At 69.2% G+C, this 13,979-nt stretch carries 17 protein-coding genes; 9 read left to right on the forward strand and 8 right to left on the reverse strand.

Annotated elements, in window-relative coordinates; translation table 11 throughout:
• The first annotated feature begins 3 nt into the window (after positions 1–3).
• Together AC1RN5_RS03225 and AC1RN5_RS03230 are read left to right on the forward strand one after the other, a co-directional pair.
• Positions 4–1,113 carry a DUF3089 domain-containing protein gene (locus AC1RN5_RS03225; protein ID WP_493039821.1) on the forward strand — a complete coding sequence of 370 codons (1,110 nt, stop codon included), beginning with the start codon at positions 4–6 and terminating at the stop codon, positions 1,111–1,113.
• 110 nt (positions 1,114–1,223) lie between these two features.
• The gene (locus AC1RN5_RS03230) at positions 1,224–1,589 is read left to right on the forward strand and encodes a DUF2200 domain-containing protein (RefSeq protein WP_493039822.1); all 366 of its coding nucleotides are present in this window, start codon (positions 1,224–1,226) and stop codon (positions 1,587–1,589) included.
• A 75-nt stretch (positions 1,590–1,664) separates the two neighbouring features.
• Here AC1RN5_RS03230 and AC1RN5_RS03235 read toward each other — a convergent pair whose 3' ends face one another.
• The gene (locus tag AC1RN5_RS03235; RefSeq protein ID WP_493039823.1) at positions 1,665–2,291 is read right to left on the reverse strand and encodes a glutathione S-transferase family protein; all 627 of its coding nucleotides are present in this window, start codon (positions 2,289–2,291) and stop codon (positions 1,665–1,667) included.
• A gap of 245 nt (positions 2,292–2,536) precedes the next feature.
• Here AC1RN5_RS03235 and AC1RN5_RS03240 point away from each other — a divergent pair, with 245 nt between their 5' ends.
• Complete coding sequence (locus AC1RN5_RS03240) at positions 2,537–3,235, forward strand: glutathione S-transferase family protein (protein WP_493039824.1); 699 nt, start codon at positions 2,537–2,539, stop codon at positions 3,233–3,235.
• A gap of 87 nt (positions 3,236–3,322) precedes the next feature.
• On the opposite strand, the gene AC1RN5_RS03245 is transcribed toward AC1RN5_RS03240, so the two are convergent.
• Together AC1RN5_RS03245 and AC1RN5_RS03250 are read right to left on the reverse strand one after the other, a co-directional pair.
• Entirely contained in the window at positions 3,323–3,988 is a 666-nt protein-coding gene (locus AC1RN5_RS03245) for a carbonic anhydrase (protein ID WP_493039825.1), read from the reverse strand.
• A 1,029-nt stretch (positions 3,989–5,017) separates the two neighbouring features.
• Positions 5,018–5,230 (reverse strand): hypothetical protein, encoded by a 213-nt coding sequence (locus AC1RN5_RS03250; RefSeq protein WP_493039826.1) that lies wholly within the window; start codon positions 5,228–5,230, stop codon positions 5,018–5,020.
• Between the two features lie 139 nt (positions 5,231–5,369).
• Between AC1RN5_RS03250 and AC1RN5_RS03255 the strand changes: the two genes are divergently transcribed.
• The 3 genes from AC1RN5_RS03255 (at position 5,370) to AC1RN5_RS03265 (ending at position 6,930) form a co-directional block, all read left to right on the forward strand.
• Positions 5,370–5,801 (forward strand): hypothetical protein, encoded by a 432-nt coding sequence (locus AC1RN5_RS03255; RefSeq protein WP_493039827.1) that lies wholly within the window; start codon positions 5,370–5,372, stop codon positions 5,799–5,801.
• A 193-nt stretch (positions 5,802–5,994) separates the two neighbouring features.
• Positions 5,995–6,384, forward strand: a complete 390-nt coding sequence (locus tag AC1RN5_RS03260; protein ID WP_493039828.1) for a hypothetical protein — start codon at positions 5,995–5,997, stop codon at positions 6,382–6,384.
• A 189-nt stretch (positions 6,385–6,573) separates the two neighbouring features.
• Positions 6,574–6,930, forward strand: coding sequence for a hypothetical protein (locus AC1RN5_RS03265; protein ID WP_493039829.1), 357 nt, complete (start codon positions 6,574–6,576; stop codon positions 6,928–6,930).
• A 94-nt stretch (positions 6,931–7,024) separates the two neighbouring features.
• On the opposite strand, the gene AC1RN5_RS03270 is transcribed toward AC1RN5_RS03265, so the two are convergent.
• The gene (locus tag AC1RN5_RS03270; RefSeq protein ID WP_493039830.1) at positions 7,025–7,927 is read right to left on the reverse strand and encodes an alpha/beta fold hydrolase; all 903 of its coding nucleotides are present in this window, start codon (positions 7,925–7,927) and stop codon (positions 7,025–7,027) included.
• 261 nt (positions 7,928–8,188) lie between these two features.
• Here AC1RN5_RS03270 and AC1RN5_RS03275 point away from each other — a divergent pair, with 261 nt between their 5' ends.
• The gene (locus AC1RN5_RS03275; protein ID WP_493039831.1) at positions 8,189–9,364 is read left to right on the forward strand and encodes a S1C family serine protease; all 1,176 of its coding nucleotides are present in this window, start codon (positions 8,189–8,191) and stop codon (positions 9,362–9,364) included.
• Positions 9,365–9,599: 235 nt separating this feature from the next.
• On the opposite strand, the gene AC1RN5_RS03280 is transcribed toward AC1RN5_RS03275, so the two are convergent.
• Positions 9,600–10,100 carry a MarR family winged helix-turn-helix transcriptional regulator gene (locus AC1RN5_RS03280; RefSeq protein WP_493039832.1) on the reverse strand — a complete coding sequence of 167 codons (501 nt, stop codon included), beginning with the start codon at positions 10,098–10,100 and terminating at the stop codon, positions 9,600–9,602.
• Complete coding sequence (locus AC1RN5_RS03285) at positions 10,097–10,516, reverse strand: organic hydroperoxide resistance protein (protein ID WP_493039833.1); 420 nt, start codon at positions 10,514–10,516, stop codon at positions 10,097–10,099. The genes AC1RN5_RS03280 and AC1RN5_RS03285 overlap by 4 nt, the downstream gene beginning before the upstream one ends.
• 165 nt (positions 10,517–10,681) lie before the next feature.
• Between AC1RN5_RS03285 and AC1RN5_RS03290 the strand changes: the two genes are divergently transcribed.
• Positions 10,682–11,959, forward strand: a complete 1,278-nt coding sequence (locus AC1RN5_RS03290) for a NupC/NupG family nucleoside CNT transporter (RefSeq protein ID WP_493039834.1) — start codon at positions 10,682–10,684, stop codon at positions 11,957–11,959.
• On the forward strand, positions 11,956–12,465 hold the full coding sequence (locus tag AC1RN5_RS03295) for a molybdopterin-dependent oxidoreductase (protein WP_493039835.1): 510 nt from the start codon (positions 11,956–11,958) through the stop codon (positions 12,463–12,465). The genes AC1RN5_RS03290 and AC1RN5_RS03295 overlap by 4 nt, the downstream gene beginning before the upstream one ends.
• Here AC1RN5_RS03295 and AC1RN5_RS03300 read toward each other — a convergent pair.
• Together AC1RN5_RS03300 and AC1RN5_RS03305 are read right to left on the reverse strand one after the other, a co-directional pair.
• The gene (locus AC1RN5_RS03300; RefSeq protein WP_493039836.1) at positions 12,462–13,457 is read right to left on the reverse strand and encodes an MsnO8 family LLM class oxidoreductase; all 996 of its coding nucleotides are present in this window, start codon (positions 13,455–13,457) and stop codon (positions 12,462–12,464) included. The genes AC1RN5_RS03295 and AC1RN5_RS03300 overlap by 4 nt on opposite strands.
• Positions 13,454–13,915 (reverse strand): PaaI family thioesterase, encoded by a 462-nt coding sequence (locus tag AC1RN5_RS03305; protein WP_493039837.1) that lies wholly within the window; start codon positions 13,913–13,915, stop codon positions 13,454–13,456. The genes AC1RN5_RS03300 and AC1RN5_RS03305 overlap by 4 nt, the downstream gene beginning before the upstream one ends.
• Between the last annotated feature and the right edge of the window lie 64 nt (positions 13,916–13,979).

The raw sequence follows: 13,979 nt of genomic DNA on the forward strand, positions 1-13,979 counted from the left end.
GCGATGCGGACGATCCTGTGCGCGGCCCTGCTGGGCCTCCTGGCGCTCGCCGCCCCCGCCGCGGCCCAGGCGCCCCTCGACTACGGCCAGCCGGGAAGCTGGGTCTGCCGCCCCGACGCCCCCTGCCGCGACGACCTCACCGCCACCGTGCTGGAGGCCGACGGCGGGCGGCGGATCGAGACCTTCGCCCCCGCCGCCGATCCGCCGGTGGACTGCTTCTACGTCTATCCGACCGTCTCCAACGGCCCGGGGATCAGCGCGCCGGCGGCGGTCACCGAGGACGAGCGCCGCGCCGTGCGCCAGCAGGTGGCCCGCCTGGCCTCGGTCTGCCGCCTCTATGTCCCGCTCTATCGTCAGATAACCGTGACCTCGATGCTCGACCGGTCCCTGCCGCCGGAGCCGGACGCCGGACCCCGCGCCCAGGCCGATGTCCTCGCCGCCTGGGACAGCTATCTCGCCCGCGACAACCACGGGCGCGGGGTGGTCCTGATCGGCCACAGCCAGGGCGCGGCCATGATCATCGAGCTGATGAAGCGCCAGATCGACGGAACGCCCCTGCAGGGCCGCCTGGTCTCCGCCATCACGCCGGGCTTCTTCGTCCTGGCCCCGGCCGGGCGGGATGTGGGCGGGACCTTCAAGGCCATTCCCGCCTGCCGCCGCGCGGGCCAGACCGGCTGCGTCCTCGCCTGGAACAGCTATCGCGCCGAGGCGCCGATCCCGGAGGCGATGGTCATCCCCTTCCGCGACGGCCTGGAACCCATCTGCACCAACCCTGCGTCCCTCTCCGGCGGGGCCGGGGACCTGAAGCCCTATTTCTCAAGCGAGGGCGAGACCATCATCCCCCAGCTCACCGCGCCCCAGGGCCCGTGGACGAAAGGCCCGCAGCCCGACACCCCCTTCGTCGCCCTGACGGGCCTGCGGGCCGAGTGCCGCCACGACGCCCACGGCGTCTGGCTGGCGGTGAGGGGGCCGGGGGGCTTTACCGGCGACTGGATGGCGGGCGGCCGGCGCGACCCCACCATGGGCCTGCACCTGCTGGACCTGAACCTGGTCCAGGGCAACCTCCTCGACCTCATCGCCGCCCAGGCCGCCGCCTACGCCGCGCGGCGCTAGCCTCGCGGCCAGCCCGGCGACCGCCGGGGCGGCCTTGAACCGGGGGCGGGGGTTTGCTTTGCTGACGCCCGGGCGCCACAGGCCGGCCCCCGACTGCGTGAGGAGACGGGATGACCCCGCACCGCGTCTACCGAATGAGCGTCGCCAAGGTCTATGCAGCCCTGGTCGCCAAGGCCGAGCGCAAGGGCCGCACCCGGGCCGAGGTCGACCAGATCATCGGCTGGCTGACCGGCTACGACCATGAGGGGCTCGCGGCCCAGCTGGCCAACGACACCGACTACGAGACCTTCTTCGCCCAGGCCCCGGCCCTCAATCCGGCCCGCGCCGACATCCGCGGCGTGGTCTGCGGCGTCCGCGTCGAGGAGATCGCCGAGCCGGTGATGCGGGAGATCCGCTACCTCGACAAGCTCATCGACGAACTCGCCAAGGGCAAGGCGATGGACAAGATCCTCAACCGCCAGCCCGCCAAGGTCTGAGGTTCGCGCCTTCAAGCCGGCTTCCCTTCCCAGGGCGTGGACCGCTCGTCCCTCGATTCGCGGGGGAGGCGGGGATCAGGTGCTCACCCCTTCGTGCGAACGCGCCATGGCGCGCTTGTAGGCGTCGCGGCCGGTGGTGCGGGCGAGGTAGGCCTGCTCGGCGTCGCCGAGGGCGATCCCGCAGTTCCGTTGGCCCAGGTTCAGGGCGTAGGTCACCGAGATGTCGGCGGCTGTGAACGTCTCGCCGGCAAGATAGGGCGAGACGGCAAGCCGTTGGCTGACCAGCTTCAGCCGCTTCTGGAACGCCTGCAGACACCAGGTCGCGCCCCAGTTCTCCCGCTCGCCCTGCGGCGCCATGAAGCGGCTGACGACGACGGGCATCATCAGGGTCGCGAGGCCGGCTTCGCCCAGGTGCAGAAATTGCTGGTAGGCGGGGAAGGTCGGATCCTGCGGCGCGGGCGCCAGCGGCGTCGGCCCGTAGCGGGCCATCAGGTACTCCATGATCGCGATCGACTCGACCATGGCGACGTCGCCGTCCTGGATCGCCGGGATGTAGTCGGCGGGGTTGACCGCCAGGAACTCCGGGTCCTGCTCGGCGGCCAGCATGTCCACCTGCCGCACGCGGTAGGGAAGGCCCATCTCCTCCAGCACCCATACGACCCGGATCGATCGTGAGGTCTGTCCCCCCCAAACGGTGATCATGCGCCGGCCCTTTCTGGTGTGACTGAGGATCGAGCCTAGCGAACCCCATATGTCCGTCGCGCTCAAGCCTCGGGCGAAGCTGGGCCTCAGCAAGGTCCGCCCGCCACCCCTCCGCGACCTTCCGATGGTCCGCTCTTCGACGATCGCCGCTCATCGCGCGCATTGAACCCCCGGCGAAACGCCGTTACCCCTGGGTCCATTCAAACGCCCGTTCGTGGGCGATCATTGGTCAGGACCCAATTTTCATGAAGCTCTATTCCGGCGACCTCTCGCCCTATTCCGCCAAGGTGCGGATGCAGATCTACGCCAAGGGCATCTCCGACATCGAGATCACCCTGCCGCCCGGCTTCATGACCGGGGAGTTCCACAAGACCTCGCCCCTGGCCCGCATCCCGGTGCTCGACCTGGGGAACGGCGACCTGATCCCGGAATCCGAGGTCATCTCCGAGTACCTGGAGGAGATCTATCCGCAGAACCCCATGCTGGGCGCCACGCCCCGTGAGACCGCCGCCATCCGCGCGGTGTCGCGCATCGCCGACATCTACCTGATGAACAACATGTTCATGCTCTCGGGCCAGGGCCGCGCCTCCACCCGCAGCGCCGACATCGTCAAGCTGCTGAGCGGCCAGGTGATCCGCGGCGTCAAGGCGCTGGAACACTATATCGGGACCGACGGCTTCGCGGTCTCCGGCCGCCTGACCCTCGCCGACTGCACCCTGGTCCCGGCCCTGTTCCTGGTGGAGAACGTCATCGGCACGGTGGAGGTGGAAAACCCCATCCCCGCCGCCCCCAAGGTCGCCGCCTACTGGGCCGCCATCCAGCGGAACGAGCACGCCGCCAGGACCCTGGTGGAGCTCCACCGCGGCCTCGTCGAACGCCGCGAACTGATCGCCAAGATGGCCGCCAAGGAAAAGGCCAAGGCCGCCGCCGCCGCGGGCGCCTAGTCGCGGTCTTCGCCTCTCCCCCTTGGGGGGAGAGGGCAGGGTGAGGGGGCCTCCGCGCGGCGGAGGTCTTCCCGCGTCCGGAGCGCCCTAGGTGTGGGTGTGCAGCGCCAGATGCTTGGCCACCTCGGCCGCGTAGCGCTGGCTGACGGGCTCGAAGCGGTTCGCCGCCTCGTCCCAGGCGTTCACCTCGCCGTCGGCGATGTCATAGACCCAGCCATGCAGCCGCAGGTCGCCGCGCGCCAGCCGCACGGCGACGGCGGGATGGGTCCGCAGGTGCGTCAGCTGCAGGATGACGTTCTGCTCCAGCAGCATCCGGGCGCGGCCGCGCTCGTCCAAATCCTTGCCCAGCTCGTTGGTGATCTCCACGGCGGCCCGCGCATAGGACAGCCATTCCTTCACGTGGGGCAGGGCGCCCAGCCCCTCCAGGTGCATCGCCCCGTGCATGGCGCCGCATTGGGTGTGGCCGCAGATGACGATGTGCGGGACGTTCAGCGCGATGCAGGCATATTCGATGGCGGCGGTCGTGCTGCCGGTCTCGCGGGTGTGGGGCGGCACGATATTGCCGGCGTTGCGCACGATGAACAGGTCGCCCGGCTGGCTCTGGGTCAGCATGCCCGTCTCGATCCGCGAGTCCGAGCAGGTGATGAACAGCGCCTCCGGCGCCTGGCCCTCGACCAGCTTCTCGAACAGCCCGGCGTTGCCCGGGAAAACGTCCTGCTGGAATTTGACGACGCCCGCGGCGAACTTCGGCATGGCTTGCTTCCCTGCTGGTGGCGGCCCTTCGATGACGCGCCGCGGGTCGATCTGCAAGGGCCCTGTCAGCTCAGAGTGGCGCAGGTCCCACTGGGAAGGTGACGCTCGCCCAGGCGCCTCGCCGCCCCGAAGCTTGCAGCGGGGGCAGTTGGCTGAGGGCCAAATCCGGAAGCTGGCTCCGGGCCCGCAAGCCGGCCCTGCGCCGAGAGATTCCGCTCACCGGACCGACGGCAAGGACCGCAGCCGACCCATTGGAGACGTTCGGTTCGTCTGCTTGTCCGATGATGACGCCTCCACCATAGTCTTGAGGAATGAAGCGCCGCCTACACCTTGGTCGCAGAGTAACCGCTGTTGGATTGGCGATTTGCGCGCTTTCCATGGCGACTACAACGCGTGCCGCGCAGCCCGCGGTCACCGTCGCACAAGTCTTGAGCGACCCTGCGGCACATGACGGCAAGCAGGTTCGGGTGCACGGGTTTGTCACTTTAGAGTTTGAGAACAATCGGCTCTGGCGCGATGAGACGGCGTTCCGAAACTATGAGCCGACGCAAGCCATCTACTTGAGAGATACCTCCAGCCTCCCACGCTCCACGATTGATGCGACCAAAGGCCGTCTAGCGTTCGTAACAGGTACTTTCGAGGTCGGGGGCGATGACGAGAGAGATGCCGCGAAGCTTACCAACTTAACCAGCGTTGAGCGTGATCCCGCTGATCACAAGCCTGATCGCGGTTGGTGGTCCGACCCTGACTTCGGATGGCTCGTCGCTATCTTGGGCGTGCTGGGCTTTGTTGCGATGTCGCTTGCTCTCGCTGTCAAAGCACGACCGTCGACGTTGACGTCTTGGAAGCCGAACAGGCCGCGTGCGCACACAGCTACGCGCCGGGCTCCGACGCGATAATTCGCACATGTCTGCTTCCCACCCTTCTCAGACATCGGCAGGGGGCGGTTTGGGACGATCTCGGGGAAAGTGTGGTTGCGGCGACCGCGCTTCGTTCCGCATCCGACCCATAGCGGATGTTCGCGCTGCCTTACCCTTGAGTGGTCTTGGCCTGCTGCATCCGGGCTTCATGGGCCGCCACGAGAATATGGTCGACGATGCCCTCGAACTCCTCAACGCCAATGGGATCCATATCAGTGTAGTTCTCCGGCAGGCCCCTCCCGAACCAACCGTGACGCTGCCCATACCCGAAGAGAATTTCGGCGGCTGCTCGCACTTCCGCGTCGGAAGGCACGTGGCGCATGGTGTCTCTCAACCCTCGTCTCTTGGCACCGTAGAGGTTGCCATCCCAGACGTCCGCAATCCACCCTTCCCAGACATCGACGGGGTCCGCTATCCGCCAATCTGGGGAACCGGCGCAAGGCTCGCCAGAAGGAGCATTGATGCTTGTTCGCTTCACTAGCGTGGTGTGGGAAGACGTTGCCGACGCGGTCCTGGTCGCCCTGACGGCAATCGGAAATCAAGTGGCGCCGCTCCTTGAGAAGAGAGACTATGGAGCCGGTGTCGATGCCTTTCTGGGCGTCCTGGTCTCAGTCGATGACGAGGACAATTCTCGGTTCGCAAAGCCACACAATCGGCTGGGGACCGTTACAGACGCGAAGGGGCGTCGGTTCAAGCAGCTCAGTATGGCCCTCGAGCTTTCACCCGATCTTCTGGCAGGCCAGACGGCGGCTGAACTGCGCAGGCTCCTCGCCCAGCAATTTGCGCGTCGTTTGAATGAACGTCCCTTCAGGCTCGCCAAGGGGTTCGATTGGACTTCCTTCAGCGTGGACCTTCAACTGGCCCTCGGCGCGGCCGAACGCGGCGATGCTTAGCGTCCGCATTCCACCCTTCTCTGAAGTTCGGAGGGTCCCCTCTCGGCGGTTAGGTCGAAGGTCCGCTGTCGGGCTCGCGTCCGACTTCTGCATCCGACATGTTGCGGACTGATAGTCCGCTCCAGGTCGTGCATGATGCTTCCAAGCATGCTGGTCACGACAAGATCCGCGTCCCGCACCGTTCCGGGGCGAAGTGGAGTTCACGCCCGCGGTGAATCTGGTGTCGATCTGCGGCGAGGGCGTATCGGGTTTGGCGTCGAAGGAGACCCACGTGGAAGCGTTGCAGTTGCTCGCGTCGGCCGTCCGGGCCGTCTGCTTCCTTGGCGCATTTGCAGCGACGGCCGTCGCGTTCGTGTCTTACATCTGCATGCACTCCGAACGACGCGTGCCCCTTGCCCAGTGGCTGTTCAACGGCCTCTGGTTCCTGATGGACGAGCACCTTTCGGCGCGCGGCCTTGTCCATAGGCGAAGATGGTGGCGAGCGTTGCTGGTCGCCCTGGGGCTAGGAATTGCAGGCGCCGCCTGCATTCTGTTGGGGCCACCGGGCGGTCTGGACGCCGCCTATCCCGGCCGGTTTCCTTGACCTAACGGTCGTCGGCCAAGTGGCGTTCATGCTCGTAGTCCCGTGGTCACCGGCTGCCTTGCCTCGCTCATGTGAACCGCGCATCGCCACAGCGTCGAACGACTTAACGTTCGCTTTCCACCCGTTGCGGACATCGAGGCTATGTATTGTGCGGCTCCCATGCCTCGCGCATCATCGCGGAGATTGACCATGGCCAAGCTCCGCAACAGCGAAGGCGCAATGAACCTCAAACGCCTTCCGATATTTGTGCGATGGGCCGTCTTCGTGGCCACAGTCTACGTGAGCGCGACAGTCGTCCAGGCGGTCGTCTTGGCCTATCCTGCTCATCAGGCCGAGGTTCGGTTCAATCTCGAATTTCTATTCTGGATTTGGGCGATCCCCACAGCATTCCACTATCTCGCGATTGGAATCGGCCGAGCGGTCACCCTGTACCAAATGAGCCGCCCCTTGTCTGGGCCGGGCACTGACGAGCCGGCATGGAAAGCGTTCACCCGGCCGGATCGTAGGCGGCCACCAGCGTCTCCGCAGGACCCGGGCGTCTCCTAACCACCCTGGGCGGTCGCTCGGTCCGTCCGCCATTGGCCTTGCCAGGCGCACTTCGAGGCCGTGAAGGGCGCCCCTGTCCGGTCGTCGGATCACATCACGCCAACGGCCGCACATGCGCCACCAGCAGCGCCAGCATCTCGCCGACCATGAACATCGCCGAGTGCCCGCCGCCCTCGACCGGCGCGTAGGTCGCCCCGATCTCCCGGGCATAGGCCTCGACCTCCGAGCTCACGGAGTAGGCGTCGGCCGTCCCCTGCAGGAACACCACCGGCGTCGCGATCGGCCCAAGCTCGCGGGCCTTGAAGGCCATCAGGTCGTCGCGCACCGCCGCATAGGCCGCCATCGCCAGGGCGCGCGTGTCGACGGCCGGCGCGCGTTCCGGCGGCGCCATCACGCTCGGGTCGGCGAACACCGCCTGCTCGGCCGGAGTCTGCGCCCCGGCGTATTTCGACTTGATCGCGTCGGTGGCGGCGTCGCCGTAGGGCGGCGGTCCGATCCCCTCGAGCTCCGCCACGGCCGCGGCGTCCCCCCGGTCCCGCGCGGCGCCCAGCACCATCGCGTAACTCAGGGCGTCCTGCGCCGCCCAGTCCGTGAACTGCCCGGTCCCGGCATAGACGCTGATCAGGTCGGGGCGCGCGGCCGCCATCGACAGCCCCACCACCGAGCCCCCCGACACCCCCAGCACCGCCAGCCTGGCCACCCCCAGCCGCGCCCGCACCGCCTCCACCACCGCCAGGCCGTCACGGACCAGCCGCGCCAGGCTCAGCGCCATCGGCCCCGTGGCGCCGGCCCCCGGCTGGTCCCACTGGACCACGGTGAAGGCCGCCTCCCAGGGGGCGAACAGCCGGGGCATGCGGCTGAAGGCGACGCCGGGCCCCGACAGCACCAGCAGGGGCGGGCCCCGGCCGCTCAGGGTCAGCCACTGGGGGACGCCGCCGATATCGACGAAGCCGCGGTCGTGGCGCGCGTCCTCGCGCGGCCCCTGGGAAGGCGTCATGGCTGTGATCCGGAATCTGGAGACGGCGGGCGGCGCGCGGGCCGGCCCATTCGCGAAGCTTGTCAGCCGGGACGGGGGCCGCGCAAGCGCCTTTTCGCCGCCGCGTCCCCCGCCGGGAGAATCCCCCTGGCCTTGCCGGCGAACCCGGTTATCACCGCGGTCAGGTCTGGCTCAGGCGCCCGACGCGTACGGGGAACCCCACGGCCCTGGGCGACCTCGCCCGGCCCGTGCGCGGCCCCCAGGGTTCGGGGAGCGATCGAGATGGGCCAACTCATGACCAGGGGCGCGACGGCGCTCGCCGCCGGCCTCTGGCTCGCCGCCTCGGCGGGCGCGGCCCAGGCCCAGGCGCCCCGGCTCTGGTGGGTCTGCGGCGTCGAGGTGCCCCTGTCGCGCGACATCGGCATGCGCATGACCATCGTCGGCCCCACCCTGCGCCATGTGGTGGTCAACAACCTCTACCTGACCACCTTCGAGACCGCCGACCCGGTGGGGCGCGACAGGGCCGCGGCCTATGAAGCGGACTTCGTGAGCTTCGTGGGCAAGTCCGGCTATTCCACGGTCTCCAGCGTCGCCGACGACACCACCGCCTCGTCCTGCCTGCCCCACGGTTCGCCCCAGGAGGCCGAGGCGACCAAGGCGCGCCTCACCGCCGACCGGATCTCGGGGGGCGGCGGGGTCAAGCTGACCACCAACAATGTCTTCCTCACCTGGTCGCCGGTCCCGGCGGCGGCGGTGTCGGCCGGGCCGTCGCCCGTCGCCGGCCCGCGGTCGGGCGCCCCTGCGGCCGGCGGCCTCGGCGCCAGCTTCCAGGACGTCACCCCCCAGACCGCGCAACTGCTGGGCCTCGATCCCGCCCAGGGCGCCGCGGTCATGGCCGTCGAGGCCGGGGGCGTGGCCGCCCGCGGCGGCCTGCGGCGCATGGATGTGGTCACCGAGATCAGTGGCCAGACGGTGGCCACCGCCGCCGACCTGACCCAGATCGTCGCCCGCCTGCGCCCCGGCTTCCGCGCCCCGGTTCGGGTCTGGCGCGACGGGGCCACCCGCGACCTCACCCTCGAGATCGCCGCCGCGCCGGCGGCGGGCAAGCCCGACCCCGCAAAGTCCGCCGCCTCCGGCCCGGCCAGGGCGGCCGCGGTCGCCGGCGGCCCCGGCTTCGGCCTCTGCTACGCCACGTCGAAGTACAACAGCCTGACCCTGGTGCTGACACCGGTGTTCCAGGTCGACGCCGCCGAACCGGCCGAAACCCAGGTCGAGGCGTTCAAGCGCACGGTGGCCGCCAGTCTCAGGGCCGACCCCCAGTTGATGATCCATGTCTGCCGCGCCGACCTCACCCTCGCCGCGGCCCAGGAGGTCCAGGCCGAGCTGCGCGCCAGCCACAGCATCATCAGCACCCTCGACTGGGCGCCGCCCGGCGCGCGGAAGGTCGGGCCGTTCTGAGGCGCGGCGCGCCGTTTCAGCAGCCGTAGGGGGCGCTCAGCCCTCCCTCCTCAAGATCGTCATCCTCGGGCTTGTCCCGAGGATCCATGATCTCCGAATCGACGAAGTGGGCGCGAACCTCGCCGCCAGGATTCATCTGCGGCGCGGCGTCTATGGATCCTCGGGACAAGCCCGAGGATGACGATCCAGGGTGGGGTGTGCGTCCTCATCCGGGCCGGAGGACGCGCGGCGCGCCCTAGTCGCCGGGTCCGCGCAGCTTGCGCGCCAGGTCCTGCAGGCTGGCCCGCAGGGCGACGATCTCCTCAGGCGGCAGGTCGAGCGCGCAGGCGAGCGCGAAGGGCACGCCGGCGGCCTCGTCCTGCAGATGTCGGCCCTTGTCGGTGAGCGCGATCAGCACCCGGCGCTCGTCGGCGGCGTCCCGCCTGCGGGTCACCAGGCCGGCGGCCTCCATGCGTTTCAGCAGCGGGGTCAGCGTGCCGGAGTCCAGGCCGAGCGCCTCGCCCAGGTCGCTCACCGTGCGCGGGGCCTTTTCCCACAAGGCCATCATGGCCAGGTACTGGGGATAGGTCAGGCCGAGCGGCTCCAGCAGCGGCCGGTAGGCCCGGGTCACCAGCCCGCTCGCCGCATAGAGGGCGAAGCAGAGCTGGTTATCGAGGCGCAGCTGTTGCGCGACACCCTGACGGTCACCTGTCGGCGTTCGTCGGTCGGTGGTCTTGTTTGTCGTCTTGGGACTCATTGCGCCCTTACGGTTATCCCAACATCGACATTGCCGCGAACCGCATTCGAATAGGGGCAGACCTGATGGGCCTGGGCCACCAGGGCCTCGGCGGCGGCCTGGTCCAGGCCCTGGGTCTCCACCTCCAGGCCCACCCCCAGGCGGAACCCGCCCTCGGCGCGGGGGTGCAGCTCCACGGTCGAGGTGACGGCGGCGCCGGTCAGGCCGAGCTTCGACTGGCCGGCGATGAAGCGCACGGCGTTCTCGAAGCAGGCGGCGTAGCCGGCGGCGAACAGCTGCTCGGGATTGGTCGCCCCGCCCTTGCCGCCCATCTCCTTGGGCAGCGCCAAGTCGACCTTCAGCAGGCCATCGGTGGTCTCGACATGGCCGGCGCGGCCGCCGACGGCGCGGGCCTGGGTGGAATAGAGGGCGGTCATGGGGTCGTCTCCGGTTTCAATGTTGTACAATCATATTGTGTACAATCTAACTAGGTCAAGCCCGGTCTTCCATCCGTGGCCACCGACACGTCTTGCCTCGGCGCCCGCCTTCCCCTCAATTGCCCCCGTGGGGTTGAGTCCGCCCACGCCGGGGGCCCAAGCCGCATGTTCCGTCCCGAAAACGCCCAGAGCCTGGTCGGTGTCGCCCTGACCCTGGCGGTCTGCTGGGCCATGTCGGAGGATCGCAGGCGCTTCCCCTGGAAGCTGGCTCTGGGGGCCATCCTGGTCCAGGTCGCCCTGGTGCTGCTGCTGTTCGGACTGCCCGGCGCCCAGAGGGTGATCCAGGCCCTCAACGACGGCGTCGACGGCCTGGCCGCGGCCACCGCCCAGGGCACCCAGTTCGTCTTCGGCTACATGGGCGGCGGGGCCCAGCCCTACGCCGTCACCAACCCCGGCGGCCTGTTCGTCTTCGCCTTCCAGGTCCTGCCGCTGATCCTGGTGATCTCGGCCCTGTCGGCCCTGCTCTGGCACTGGCAGATCCTCAAGTGGATCACGCGGGGCTTCGGCTTCGTCTTCCAGAAGACCATGGGCCTGGGCGGCGCCTCGGCCCTGGCCGTGGCCGCCAACATCTTCCTAGGGATGATCGAGAGCCCCATCGTCATCCGCGCCTTCCTGGACAAGCTGACCCGCTCGGAGCTGTTCCTGATGATCGTGGTGGGCCTGGCCACCGTCGCCGGCTCCACCATGGTGGCCTACGCCACCATCCTGAAGAGCGTCCTGCCCAACGCCGCGGCCCACGTCCTGGTGGCCTCGATCATCTCGGCCCCGGCCGGTGTCCTGCTGGCCCGCATCATGGTGCCCGAGAAGCCCGGCCAGGGCGGCTTCTACGCGGACTACAATTCGCTCTTGAAGTATGACAGCGCGATCGACGCCATCTCCAAGGGCACCATGGACGGCCTGTCGGTGGTGCTGAACATCTCGGCCATCCTCATCGTCTTCGTGGCCTTCGTGGCCATCGGCAACGGCCTGCTCTCGGTCTTCCCGGACGTCATGGGCGCGCCGCTCACCATCGAGCGCATCCTCGGCGTGGTCTTCGCCCCCCTGGCCTGGACCCTGGGCATCCACTGGGACGAGGCGCTCAAGGCCGGCTACCTGCTGGGCGTGAAGCTGATGCTGACGGAGTTCATCGCCTTCATCCAGCTGGGCGCCACCCCCGCCGCCGAGATGACCGAGCGGACCCGGATGATCATGACCTACGCCCTGTGCGGCTTCGCCAATGTCGGCTCGGTGGGGATCACCGTCTCGGGCATGGGGATCCTGATGCCCGAGCGCCGCAACGAGATCATCGGCATGGTCTGGAAGGCCCTGGTGGCCGGCTTCCTGGCCACCTGCATGACCGCCGCCATCGTCGGCGCCATGCCCCGCGAACTGTTCGGCCAATGAGGGCGCTGGTCCTCGCCCTGGCCCTGGTCCTGGCGCCCCTGGCGGCCCGGGCCCAGGCCCTGACCCTCGTGGCAGCCGACGGCAAGGCCAAGGTCCTTGGCCCCGCCGACCTTGCCGACCTGCCCCGCGCCGAGGTGAAGGTCACCCTCGAGACCGGCGCCCAGACCTATGAGGGCCCGATCCTGGCCTATGTCCTGCGGGCCGGCGGCCTGCCGGTGGGGCCCAAGCTGCACGGCGATCCGCTGCGGGCCTATGTGGTGATGACCGGCAAGGACGGCTTCCAGGCGGTCTATTCCCTGGCCGAGCTGGACAAGGACTTCCACGACGACGTGGTGATCCTCGCCGACCATGTCGACGGCAAGCCCCTGCCCGAGAAGGAAGCGCCCTGGCGTCTGGCCTCCAGCGGCGACCGGAAGGGCTGGCGGAGCGTCTTCGGCCTGGCCCGCATCGAGGTCCGCATGGCCGAGGCTCCGGCCAAGCCCGCCGAGATGGACCACGCCCACTAGGGCTTGATCAGCTCCAGGGACCGGATGCGGCTCTGCAGGTCGGGGCCCACCGCCATCACGAACACCTCGTCGGCGCCGGTGGTCCGCGCCTTGTCGTCCAGCCGCCTCCGCACCGTGTCGGCGTCCCCGACGATGCCGCGGGCCAGAACGCCGGCCAGCCTGGGATCGCCGGCCCGTTCGGCCAGGAAGGCCTGGGCCTCGGGGATGGAGGTGAAGCGGCGGCGCTCCCCATCCAGGGTGGCCAGATTGCCGGCCCGCATCGGCGCGGCCAGGCGCTCGGCCTCGGCCGCGGTCTCGGCGGCCAGCGCGATGGTCGCCACACCTGCCCAGGGCGTCTGCCGGAAGGCCGAGGGTTCGAAGGCCTGGCGATAGGCCGCCACCGCCGGCCCCCCGTCGGTGCGGGCGATGAACTCGGCGAACACCATGCCCACCCCGACCTGCCCCGCGAAGGTGGCGCTCTCCACCGAGGTGCAGAGCAGGAAGACGTCCGGGTGCGAGGGTCCCTTGGGGTTGGCGTGGATCTCCCGGGCCGGGTGGGCGTCGGTGATCGGCTCGATGTCGGCGGCGTCCAGCAGCCAGGCGCTGAGCAGGGCGAAGTATTGCGGAAAGGCCTCGGAGCCAGAGGTGCGCAGGGCCGCCCCGGTGCGCGGGTCGGTCCCCAGGGCGCGCCCGACTCCCAGGTCGATGCGGCCCGGCGCCAGGGCCTCCAGCTCCATGAACACCTCGGCCACCTTGAGGGGGCTGTAGTTCACCAGCATCACCCCGCCCGACCCCAGCCGGATGGTCGAGGTGATCTGGCTGGCCGCCGCGATCAGGATCTCCGGGGCCGGCGAGCCCAGCCCGCCGATATTGTGGTGCTCGGCCACCCAGAAGCGATGATAGCCCAGCCGCTCGGCGGCCTTGGCCACCTCCAGGCTCTCGCGCACGGCCTGGGCCTGGGTGTTGGTCCCGCTGACCGGCGAGAGATCGAGGACCGAGAGGGTGTAGGTCACGGGGCTCTCGGGGCGGTCTTCTTCAGCACGGCCGAGAAGCTCAGCACCGGCTCGCCCTCGACGGCCATGATCCCGCGCACGAAGACCATGCTGCGGCCGGCCTTCACCACCTCGCCGGTGCATTCCAGCAGGCAGCCGGGGGGCACGGCGCCGACGAACTCGCTGTTGAAGGTGGCCGTCACGCTGCGGCTGTCCTTCAAGGCGTCGCGGGCGATCACGAACAGGCAGTAGTCGGCGAAGGTCATCAGGGCCCCGCCGTGCATGAAGCCGCCGCCGTTCATGTGCTTGGGCTCGGGCCGCATGGCGCAGACCGGCCGGCCGTCCTCGCCCATCCGGTAGTAGAAGGGCCCGGCGTGATCCTCGAAGGGATCATTGCCGTACATGGACCAGCCGGCCCATTCGCCCTCCTGCACCACGGCGTGCACCCAGGGATTGGTCTCGGTCTCGGTCCCGTCCATCGTCGCCCCCTCGTACGCCGGAAGCGTTTGCCCGCCGCCGATCCAAACACTAGTTTGCGGCCGC

The sequence above is a fragment of the Phenylobacterium sp. GW821-FHT12F10 genome (assembly GCF_058806695.1).

Coding starts and splice junctions, on each gene's coding strand:
- AC1RN5_RS03225 (WP_493039821.1), top strand. CDS start 4: ATGCGGACGATCCTGTGCGCGGCCCTGCTGGGCCTCCTGGCGCTCGCC.
- AC1RN5_RS03230 (WP_493039822.1), top strand. CDS start 1,224: ATGACCCCGCACCGCGTCTACCGAATGAGCGTCGCCAAGGTCTATGCA.
- AC1RN5_RS03235 (WP_493039823.1), bottom strand. CDS start 2,291: ATGATCACCGTTTGGGGGGGACAGACCTCACGATCGATCCGGGTCGTA.
- AC1RN5_RS03240 (WP_493039824.1), top strand. CDS start 2,537: ATGAAGCTCTATTCCGGCGACCTCTCGCCCTATTCCGCCAAGGTGCGG.
- AC1RN5_RS03245 (WP_493039825.1), bottom strand. CDS start 3,988: ATGCCGAAGTTCGCCGCGGGCGTCGTCAAATTCCAGCAGGACGTTTTC.
- AC1RN5_RS03250 (WP_493039826.1), bottom strand. CDS start 5,230: ATGCGCCACGTGCCTTCCGACGCGGAAGTGCGAGCAGCCGCCGAAATT.
- AC1RN5_RS03255 (WP_493039827.1), top strand. CDS start 5,370: ATGCTTGTTCGCTTCACTAGCGTGGTGTGGGAAGACGTTGCCGACGCG.
- AC1RN5_RS03265 (WP_493039829.1), top strand. CDS start 6,574: ATGGCCAAGCTCCGCAACAGCGAAGGCGCAATGAACCTCAAACGCCTT.
- AC1RN5_RS03270 (WP_493039830.1), bottom strand. CDS start 7,927: ATGACGCCTTCCCAGGGGCCGCGCGAGGACGCGCGCCACGACCGCGGC.
- AC1RN5_RS03275 (WP_493039831.1), top strand. CDS start 8,189: ATGGGCCAACTCATGACCAGGGGCGCGACGGCGCTCGCCGCCGGCCTC.
- AC1RN5_RS03280 (WP_493039832.1), bottom strand. CDS start 10,100: ATGAGTCCCAAGACGACAAACAAGACCACCGACCGACGAACGCCGACA.
- AC1RN5_RS03285 (WP_493039833.1), bottom strand. CDS start 10,516: ATGACCGCCCTCTATTCCACCCAGGCCCGCGCCGTCGGCGGCCGCGCC.
- AC1RN5_RS03290 (WP_493039834.1), top strand. CDS start 10,682: ATGTTCCGTCCCGAAAACGCCCAGAGCCTGGTCGGTGTCGCCCTGACC.
- AC1RN5_RS03295 (WP_493039835.1), top strand. CDS start 11,956: ATGAGGGCGCTGGTCCTCGCCCTGGCCCTGGTCCTGGCGCCCCTGGCG.
- AC1RN5_RS03305 (WP_493039837.1), bottom strand. CDS start 13,915: ATGGACGGGACCGAGACCGAGACCAATCCCTGGGTGCACGCCGTGGTG.